This window comes from Polaromonas sp. AET17H-212, from assembly GCF_002379085.1.
Classification (GTDB): domain Bacteria; phylum Pseudomonadota; class Gammaproteobacteria; order Burkholderiales; family Burkholderiaceae_C; genus Polaromonas.
The window spans coordinates 1-7,895 of record NZ_NBZW01000055.1 but is presented as its reverse complement, the minus strand read 5'-3'; the positions used below and the strand labels follow the sequence as shown (position 1 = coordinate 7,895).

General features: G+C 57.5%; 11 protein-coding genes. 2 read left to right on the top strand and 9 right to left on the bottom strand.

The features are described 5' to 3' along the window. The 3 genes from B7G53_RS22065 to B7G53_RS23080 all read right to left on the bottom strand — a co-directional run. A partial coding sequence (locus B7G53_RS22065; RefSeq protein WP_255250136.1) for a HipA N-terminal domain-containing protein occupies positions 1 to 281 on the bottom strand: 281 nt, incomplete at its 3' end. Next, positions 265 to 540 (bottom strand): helix-turn-helix domain-containing protein, encoded by a 276-nt coding sequence (locus tag B7G53_RS22060; protein ID WP_096671758.1) that lies wholly within the window; start codon positions 538 to 540, stop codon positions 265 to 267. The genes B7G53_RS22065 and B7G53_RS22060, both read right to left, overlap by 17 nt. A 340-nt stretch (positions 541 to 880) precedes the next feature. Continuing rightward, positions 881 to 1,228 (bottom strand): hypothetical protein, encoded by a 348-nt coding sequence (locus tag B7G53_RS23080; protein ID WP_141396436.1) that lies wholly within the window; start codon positions 1,226 to 1,228, stop codon positions 881 to 883. Positions 1,229 to 1,460: 232 nt separating this feature from the next. Here B7G53_RS23080 and B7G53_RS22050 point away from each other — a divergent pair, with 232 nt between their 5' ends. Next, the gene (locus B7G53_RS22050; protein WP_141396435.1) at positions 1,461 to 1,757 is read left to right on the top strand and encodes a hypothetical protein; all 297 of its coding nucleotides are present in this window, start codon (positions 1,461 to 1,463) and stop codon (positions 1,755 to 1,757) included. A 137-nt stretch (positions 1,758 to 1,894) separates the two neighbouring features. Here B7G53_RS22050 and B7G53_RS22045 read toward each other — a convergent pair whose 3' ends face one another. From B7G53_RS22045 to B7G53_RS22030, 5 genes are all read right to left on the bottom strand, one after another. Further along, positions 1,895 to 2,128: a hypothetical protein gene (locus B7G53_RS22045; protein WP_096671751.1), complete on the bottom strand. Its 234-nt coding sequence runs from the start codon at positions 2,126 to 2,128 to the stop codon at positions 1,895 to 1,897. Positions 2,129 to 3,083: 955 nt separating this feature from the next. Continuing rightward, the gene (locus B7G53_RS22680; protein ID WP_141396434.1) at positions 3,084 to 3,689 is read right to left on the bottom strand and encodes a hypothetical protein; all 606 of its coding nucleotides are present in this window, start codon (positions 3,687 to 3,689) and stop codon (positions 3,084 to 3,086) included. A 146-nt stretch (positions 3,690 to 3,835) separates the two neighbouring features. Beyond that, a complete protein-coding gene (locus B7G53_RS23075; protein WP_255250135.1) occupies positions 3,836 to 4,624 on the bottom strand; it encodes a DNA methyltransferase in 789 nt (262 codons plus the stop codon). A gap of 64 nt (positions 4,625 to 4,688) precedes the next feature. After that, positions 4,689 to 5,069 (bottom strand): winged helix-turn-helix domain-containing protein, encoded by a 381-nt coding sequence (locus tag B7G53_RS23310; protein ID WP_255250134.1) that lies wholly within the window; start codon positions 5,067 to 5,069, stop codon positions 4,689 to 4,691. 212 nt (positions 5,070 to 5,281) lie between these two features. Next, a complete protein-coding gene (locus B7G53_RS22030; RefSeq protein WP_096671747.1) occupies positions 5,282 to 5,725 on the bottom strand; it encodes a helix-turn-helix domain-containing protein in 444 nt (147 codons plus the stop codon). A 181-nt stretch (positions 5,726 to 5,906) separates the two neighbouring features. On the opposite strand from B7G53_RS22030, the gene B7G53_RS22025 reads away from it, so the two are divergent. Beyond that, on the top strand, positions 5,907 to 7,316 hold the full coding sequence (locus B7G53_RS22025; RefSeq protein WP_255250133.1) for an IS701 family transposase: 1,410 nt from the start codon (positions 5,907 to 5,909) through the stop codon (positions 7,314 to 7,316). 2 nt (positions 7,317 to 7,318) lie between these two features. Here the strand turns inward: B7G53_RS22025 and B7G53_RS22020 are convergent, their stop codons facing one another. Beyond that, complete coding sequence (locus B7G53_RS22020) at positions 7,319 to 7,540, bottom strand: hypothetical protein (protein ID WP_096671745.1); 222 nt, start codon at positions 7,538 to 7,540, stop codon at positions 7,319 to 7,321. Positions 7,541 to 7,895 lie beyond the last annotated feature (355 nt).

Below are 7,895 nucleotides of genomic sequence, written 5' to 3'. Positions count from 1 at the left end.
AGGGCAAGCAGGTGCATAGGGGTGATCGTCTGCTTTGGGAAGAACTCGCGGATCTGCATGAACAAGTACCCCTCGGGCAGGTTCATATCCATGGCCGGGAACAATGCGCCGCCGCCGTCGAAATGCAGCTTGCTCGCTGGCATGAGGAGTGAGACGATAGTCTGGCCCGGGTCGTCGCGGCTGTAGTCAAATGTGTAGGTTGATGCGTGCGCGAGCCGACCGCTGGGCGTACCGTTCACCTCAACATCGAGAAGACGAATACGCTCAGGCAGCATTGTCATCATCCTCATCAGCGAACCGGCGCTGCATTTCCTCGAGGGTTGGCATGCCCGCTCTCTCCAGAGTCAGGCAAAGGCCCATTGCGCGCAGAATGTCGAAGAGTGAGGAGACTGTGACGTCCTCTCCGCGCTCAAGTTTGTGGAGCACGGTTCGACTGCGCCCAGCCTTGTTGGCCACGGCAACCGCCGAGAGTTTGTTTTTCTCACGGTAGCTGGCAATGGCTTTGCCGAGGTCTTCGGGTATTCTTAATTTGTCCAACATCGTGAACGATTATCCTATAAATTAGATAATAGTGCACGATAGTGAACATTTAACAGCCCTACTGCAGGCAGGTCCCGCACGGTCTCGAGCACCTTCGCACCATCCTCCGGAATGACTTCTCGCGGCCTACGTCCACCCAGGAAGGACGACGTGCTCTCGAACCAAGCTGCGAGATGCATTGGATCCGTGGCAGCGAATGTAGAGATCACATCCTTTATTACGGACGGCGGCCGCCAGTCGAGCCCGAAAGCGTAAAGCGAGTATCGATCCTTCCCGGCGTACTCAATTGCGAAGAAAAAAGCCCCGGAATTGCTCCCGGGCCTTTTTTTACCTTCGAATCCTACCTTAACGTAACGAGGCTCAGACCTGGACCGGCTGGCGCAGCCGCTTCAAAAGCGACCAGTTCCTCATCATTTAGCCACGTGCCTGTCGTTTTCAGGGCTGCGAGCCGACGTTTGTCTTCCGGGAAATTTACCTCGTTGTTCGGTCCGAATTTCATCTTCTCGGTGGCCAACGCATAAACGCCTCCCATACCGTCTGTGTTTTCGATTTCGTGCCGGACCTTCGCTAGTTCGCAGATCGCATTAAATTCAGCCGGCGTGCGCGGGCGCCACGGCGCCCAGTTCATGCGCTGAAAGGCCTGCCATTCCTGGTCCGACATCCGAATTCGACCATCAACCAACATCATCTCGCTCTCCTGATTCCTCCACTGCGGAGGACTGAATATCAGATTACCACCAGTGATTGCACTGTCAATGAGGGCCGACTCCAATCTGTTGTGCACGCGCGAAAGCCGCCATAAAATCACCTTGTTTTCGCATATTTGCGACTTCGCGCACAGACAAACCGTTTCGTGCGCATTAACCAACCCACTGGGGATCATCCCAGCGGGGCATGGTCCTCTTTTTTTTGGAGGACCCATGCAAATCACAATGAAATCGTCATCCTGCGCGCCCACGAACTGGGTATCGCAACTGATGAACTTCGGCATCAATGCCACGAGGCGCCCGTCAGTATTCGGGCGTACTGCGCATGTCTTCAAACTCCAGGGGGAGGCTGTTGAACTGCTGCAGGATCCGCTACAGACCGTTAGTTCGGTAGTTGAAACGCTGACCCAGACCCAAAAGCGCATCGTGGATGCGCTGATCGCGTGCGATGTGGTCGTGAATGCTCCACAAGTTCCGAAACGCAAAGTGCGGGGCTACTGTGGGCATTGAAAGTGGCCTGCATTTTGGCTTCCAAGAGCAGATCAGCACTGGCCTCACGGCCAGTGCATCCCCTATGTTGACCTACCGGAATTGTGAAATTGATTGGAAAAGCGCGCATCCGAAAGGACTGCGCGCTTTTTTTTTGGCTATTCGCCAGGTGAGAGGGCGGCGTGTTGCACGTCGCGAGGCTTGAACATGATGACAACCTGAACCTCACTGGCACCAACGCGAGTGCCCGTCACATACTCGGCCCAGCCCTTTTCGACGGAACGGGCCACCAGGCCGTCGAGCTCGTCTGTGGTGTCGCTTTCAAACTCCAGAAAGCGATGCGGCTTGCCCCGGAAGTTCGCTTCGACAATTCCATGTACTTTCCAGGCCATGGCACGCCCTCACCGCCATTTGATTCGGAGGTGCGCAGCGAATGTGGTCCAGCACGCCGCGCAGCGCCACCGGCCTGCTGATGTCTCGACCCCGCCGGTTTCGGGCCTGGTTGCCTTGCATGGGCCGGAACACAGGCGATATCGACCCGAATTCAGGTCAAAGGTGCCCGGCAGATCCGCTGGCGCACGGCGCGCGGCCGCCGTAGAGGCAATGGAAGGTGTTGGCATGGATGGAGAAGAGGTAACGCGGTGGAGGAGGGGGGGGAGAGAAAAATTGGACGAAAAAAAACGGAGGTCCCTTTGAGGACCCCCGTCTCCTGTGTAAATGCAGATTTCGACACTAGCCTGAAGCTACCGCGAGTTCGAGACCAGAGGCTTGCGCCCTTGCTTTCGCACGCTGGTAGAGCGGCGTTTGACTCACCGGAGAGTTCCGCATGGCACGGAGCCACACGAGGTCACCCTTCGATACACCTGCATTCGCAGACGCCGAGACGCCGCGAGATTGATTCACACCTGTTGCAATCATGGAACTCTCCTATCTGGAATCTGGGCAAGTCGCCCTTTTTGAACTCTTGTTGAAAAGCGCAAAAAGGAGGACTCGCCCAGCCCGCAAGGAGCGTCATGACTGCCGATTTCTCGGCACGGCGTTTTGGAGAGTCCCTCAAGGTGTGAACCTAAAGATGACCAAAGCGTCGAGAAGCCGTTGCCAAACACCGTGGTGTTCAGCTGCAAATCCATCGGGTTAGCGATGTCGGAAAGTCAGCAAGCTGAAAATTCTAAGTAAGGCGTACACAAGGCACGCGAGTGATGCAAGCATCAAACAAGCTTTTAGTTTACGCGAACTGTGGGCGATTGCAAAGGATCAGGCCCATTGGCGCGAAGCTCTTGACGTTCAACGGGCCAATACCCGCGCGTTGAAGCAAATGCTTATGAGCAAGGCGCACGGTGTCCCATCTCATGCGCGGCCGGCCGCCATCGTTTGCGGCGGTAACGGCCGCATGGCAAAATTCCACTGCTTTCGCAACCTTGCGAATCCGCGTGCAGAAACCTTTTCTAGCACGTCTTCAAAAACCCACGGGAATTCAAGTCCCGAGGGACATGGATTTCCACCATCACCAGGAAATTCATGCATATCCACCTCACCGTGCCCATCACGGTTCACACAGCGAAAAAGCGCAAGCTCGAGCTGCTGCCGGTCATTCAGGACATCCCGTGCCCAAGCGACGATGCCAGTCTGTTGGGTCGTTTCCTGAAGCCGGGCGGAATTCAGGTTCCGCTCCTGACAGGACAAAGCGCGCTCATTCAGAGCTACATGCTCCGGAACAAGACCGAAGCGCTCAGCGAAGACGGCATCGTTGCCTTCACTTTGCAGGGCGACGTGCTCGTTGAATGCCTCCCCGAAGTGGGAATGACTCCAACCGAAGCCTAACTGGGCCAGGGCATCGCCCCGGCTCAAGCGGATAAGCGCCTTGCGTGCAAACTCGAGAGCAGCCTCGCTGTTTGGAGCAACGGAGATGCCGACCTGTTTGCCGCCGGCGATGATTTTGAAAACTTGGTTCACGTTCTATCTTTCTGTAGAGAGACGGGAACCGACCCTGACGGGAGGTCCCCGTCAAGGTAAGGTAAGGCTGGTTCTGGACCAACGTACTGGCAAAAGCCAAGTGGTCAAAGTTTAACCACCGGGCGTTGCCCGTCAATCGATTGGGATCAGTTCTCCCACGCCGGCAGGAGGTGGGCATCGCTGTACCCATCGAAGCCCATAAACCTGCGACGGGCACCCTCTACGTACTGCAGCATCCGCTCCGAGGCCAACCATCGGCGCCCGATCAGCTCAGCGGCCAGAGGGCCGGTGAACCAGCCAGCGAAGTTGTCGGCCACCGTGTCGCCGGGGCGAGTGAGATATTCGATCAGGAACTTGGCCAGCGCCAGCGGAAAGGTCGCACCGTGCACTGGCAACCCCTGTTCCTTTGCGAATCTGCGCACCTCAGTCTGGCTGTGGCAACGGCCACCGAACTGCAGGACGTTCCGTGGAATTCTCCCTTCTGTCGGCGCCCCAAATGAGCCTGGATAGATCTTGTTCGCACCGTCACCATAGACGCCAGTTCGATTCTCGCCGCCCTTGGCGATCAACTTGAGGTGGCGTTCTGTGTGCGGCTGCAGCACGCGCTGATTTGAAGAGAACATCCTTGAGGGGTCATTGGAAAAAATGAAAATAGGCTCATAGCCGGTGTTTAGCATCACCCGCTTCCTGCTGGCCCAGGCGATCGGCCCGGGGGCCTTCGAGGCGTTGGCCCAGATCAGGGAATCAACCTTCCAGAGCCCGAGCCTTTCGTGCATCGCGATCACGACTCTCTCCGGCGTCAGCGAGCGAGCGGGAAGTCCCTTTACGAAAACATCTTGGGTTATGTTCAGAGCGATCGTCCCGCCAGACACGAGGTTTTTGACAATGGGCTCCATGGCGTTGCAGATGAAATCCACATACTCGCTCTCGGGCACTCCACCGTATGCTCTCGGGCGGTCAATGCAATAGGGCGGGGAGGTCAGGCAACAGTGAATGGGTTCATTGAAACCCGTGAACACGTCCGCGCAGTCCCCCCCAGAGCGCAAGCCCGAGCTTTGTAGAAAAGCCAAGAAGGACGGTACGCCGTGGCGCCGGCGTCAGCTCGCCACGGGCTTTCGCAGTGGAACGCCATACCCCGCGCTCGCCCGGCACCTTTTCGAGAAGCCCGAGTGCGCGGAGGCCAATTTGGGCCCAGCGGATTTTTCTGGTGACCGGGTTGTGCAGGGCTTGATCCTTCCCGATTCGCACCCTCTCAAGCAGGGCGCCCTCGGGGATCACCTTGGCAGTACAAAGTGACTCGTATAGTTCGTGATTTCGGAGTGGTTCGCCTCTGCTGTACGCGGTCATCACCGGCTTGAAGAGATCTTGCTGCAGGTTCATTTCAGTTGTTCTGGCCCTGTCGGCTCGGGCATTAGCTGTGGTTGGAAACAACCATCCAGACTAAGGTAGCCCACTGTTCGCCTGCGTCAAGCCCGACGGTGCAAGCCTTCCCCTCGACATCGGTCAAGTGTCGTGTCTCGATCTACAGGACTTGCGCTTGGGCACACCTGGGCGTGGCGACCCGCCCAAATGAAGCCAGCTGCGAGTCGCGCCTATGCCGATAGTGAGGCCAGTTTTTCGGCCGCTTCTGTCTTGCTCATTCGCCGTAGGGCTGCAATTGCCGGCATGTGAGAGGCCCGAGGCCGGGTCTTGGCCTCTTCCCATTTGTAAACCGACTGATTGGAGACGCCCAGCAAGACGCCCAAATCCGCTGCAGAGAGACCGAGGCGCTTGCGCTGGGCAGCGAACCCCTTGGCGCTGTACCGATGGACCGCTGGTCCATCATCAGCATCATCATCGGCGGGCGGTACGCTCGTCGGGCCGCGTTTTGCCAAGCCCTTCACGAGCTTTTCTAGTTCGAGAACGCGGCGCTTTAACGCTGCGACTTCGGTCCGGTGCTGTGAGGATGCCTTCTTCAGTTGTGAGTTTTGGGCGCGGGCTTCTTTCCGGGCAACCCGTGTGATTTCGCTTTTTAGAACAACTGCAAAATTCGTCATGACAAGGTGGCGTCGGCATTACTGCCTATGCATCAGTGAAGGACTGGCCATTGTAGGATGCCGCTCTGCCAGTTTCAGCCCGGTCTATTCGCAAGCTAGGCGTTGTGCCAGCACCGCCTATTCTTACTGTGTCATAAAATATGGCATGATATGAGCATCATTGATCCTGACTGGAGGCGTGATGGACATATCCAAGGAATACGAGCACTACATGACTCACTTGGCTGAAGGACTGGGTCATGCTGACCGACACTCAGGATTGAGCGGTTATTGCACCGGCCTGATGCTCCCCTTGTCCCGCAAGAGCGTGGAGCCGATGGCCGCGCGCGTTGACCCGCTGCACGCCAGCGCCCGCCACCAGTCCCTGCATCATTTTGTCGCCAAGGCCCAATGGAGCGACCCAGAACTGCTGCGGCGCGTGGCGCAGTGGGTGGTGCCAGTGATGGACTTCAGCGCTGGCGGCTGGTGGATCATCGATGACACCGGCTTTCCCAAGAAGGGTACCCATTCGGTGGGTGTGACCCGTCAATACTGCGGCGTACTGGGCAAACAGGACAACTGCCAAGTGGCTGTCAGCATCTCGTTGGCCTGCGAAGAGGGCAGCCTGCCGGTGGCCTGGCAACTGTACTTGCCTCACAACTGGGCCGAAGACGCTGTTCGCAGAAAGAAGGCGGGGATTCCCGAAGACATTGAGTTTGCGACCAAGCCTCAAATTGCCCTGCAACAGTTGCGCGACCTACTCGGTGACGGCGCACCCAGGCACTGCGTGCTGGCCGACGCTGGCTACGGCATCGACTACGCGTTTCGTCAGGGCCTGACCGATCTGGGCCTGGACTACGTGGTCGGTATCACCTCTGCTGTCGTGGTCTGGCCCCCGGGTGTGGAGCCGCTGCCGCCCAAACCCTACAGCGGCATGGGCCGCCCGCCGGTGGTGCCACGGCGAACCGCCAAACGCCAGCCCGTGAACGTCAAGACCTTGGCGCAGGGCTTGCCCGACAGTGCATTCCAGAACATCAGCTGGCGCGAGGGCACCAATGAGCGCCTGACGGGCCGCTTTGCCGCGCTGAGGGTACGCTGCGCTGGGAGCAATGTGGGCAAGGCGCGTCTTTTACCCCGGCAATGGCTGCTCATCGAGTGGCCCGCAGGTCAGGCTGAGCCTGAAAAATACTATCTATCCACACTGCCGGAGACAGCCGCATTGAACGATCTGGTGCGCGCCGCCCATATGCGCTGGCGCATCGAGCGCGATTACCAGGACTTGAAGCAGGATCTGGGGCTGGGTCACTATGAGGGACGGGGCTGGCGGGGATTTCACCACCACGCCAGTCTGAGCATTGCAGCGTACGGCTTCCTGATGGCACAGAGACTGAAGGCTGGCAGCGATGCCAGCGGTAAAAAAAACTTCATCGACCGCCAAGTGCCTGCCGTTCCCAAAGATTATGTCCCTCGGGGCAGCCCAGCGCGCGCAACGTCACGTGGCAAACTCCATCACAACGTTGCGCCTCCAACTGGGCGTCGCACTCGCAAGCGTCCTGGGGCACTGTCCGCACTGCAACTCGATAAATCTGCGTTTACGTTTGTGACACAGTAAGACTATGAGAGATCAATCAAAAGATCGGCGGCTTCGCTGATGCGCATGTTCGAATAGGCGCTCACAGTCGCGGGGTCAGAGGCCATTGTCATTGCCTTCTTCGGCACCCGCATCCCTATTTCCTTCATCGCCTTGAGCTCTTTTACCAGCGCCTCGGAAAAATCTCGCTGAAGGGTTGCTGCGGCGGCGGCCGCGTCGGTGGATTCATTTGTTTGGGTAGTCATGCCCCCAAGATATTCCACAAACAAATTTGCGCAAGGGGCACTTCGCGCTTCCTGAGTCAACCTACACCTCGCCGCTCGACTGTTCTTCAACATGGCTAAATGAGCCCATCCCCTCTACAGGGACTTCCAGTTAAGTCAAGAACGGTTTTTCTACCTCACGCATGCCGACACTTGAAATCTAACCAGTTGACGTTTGCTCGATAGCGACACCAAGCAAGGACTACAGGGACTTCCAGTTAAGTCAAGAACGGTTTTTCTACCTCACGCATGCCGACACTTGAAATCTAACCAGTTGACGTTTGCTCGATAGCGACACCAAGCAAGGACTACAGGGACTTCCAGTTAAGTCAAGAAC

Bases quoted from the DNA above. Each gene is read 5' to 3' on its own strand.
- B7G53_RS22060 (WP_096671758.1), bottom strand. From the start codon at position 540: ATGTTGGACAAATTAAGAATACCCGAAGACCTCGGCAAAGCCATTGCC.
- B7G53_RS23080 (WP_141396436.1), bottom strand. From the start codon at position 1,228: ATGATGTTGGTTGATGGTCGAATTCGGATGTCGGACCAGGAATGGCAG.
- B7G53_RS22050 (WP_141396435.1), top strand. From the start codon at position 1,461: ATGCAAATCACAATGAAATCGTCATCCTGCGCGCCCACGAACTGGGTA.
- B7G53_RS22045 (WP_096671751.1), bottom strand. From the start codon at position 2,128: ATGGCCTGGAAAGTACATGGAATTGTCGAAGCGAACTTCCGGGGCAAG.
- B7G53_RS23310 (WP_255250134.1), bottom strand. From the start codon at position 5,069: ATGAACCTGCAGCAAGATCTCTTCAAGCCGGTGATGACCGCGTACAGC.
- B7G53_RS22030 (WP_096671747.1), bottom strand. From the start codon at position 5,725: ATGACGAATTTTGCAGTTGTTCTAAAAAGCGAAATCACACGGGTTGCC.
- B7G53_RS22025 (WP_255250133.1), top strand. From the start codon at position 5,907: ATGGACATATCCAAGGAATACGAGCACTACATGACTCACTTGGCTGAA.
- B7G53_RS22020 (WP_096671745.1), bottom strand. From the start codon at position 7,540: ATGACTACCCAAACAAATGAATCCACCGACGCGGCCGCCGCCGCAGCA.